This is a genomic window from Liquorilactobacillus satsumensis DSM 16230 = JCM 12392 (assembly GCF_001435195.1).
GTDB classification, from domain to species: domain Bacteria; phylum Bacillota; class Bacilli; order Lactobacillales; family Lactobacillaceae; genus Liquorilactobacillus; species Liquorilactobacillus satsumensis.
On sequence record NZ_AZFQ01000037.1, the window covers coordinates 1 to 267 of the forward strand.

Sequence of the window (267 nt, forward strand, 5' to 3'; positions counted from 1 at the left end):
AAGGAATTTTTACATGCCAACTCGTTACGACAAAGAATTCAAACAAAACATCATCAACCTATATAAACAAGGCGAATCAGCCGCCCAACTGGCCAGAGAATATGGCATTGGCTATTCAACCGTTCATAAGTGGATCCAGGGCCAAGCCAAAACTCAATCCGGTAAATCGCCAGACGAAATTAAAGCGATGGAAAAGCGGCTGGCTTCCCTGTCTGAGGAGAACGAAATCCTAAAAAAAGCCCTGGGCTTCCTTGCGCAGAAGTAACC

General features: G+C 45.3%; 1 protein-coding gene. It reads left to right on the forward strand.

All coding sequences use genetic code 11. The features are described 5' to 3' along the window. Positions 1-265: transposase (locus tag FD50_RS06390; RefSeq protein WP_235803450.1), on the forward strand; the 265-nt coding region annotated here is incomplete at its 5' end. Between the last annotated feature and the right edge of the window lie 2 nt (positions 266-267).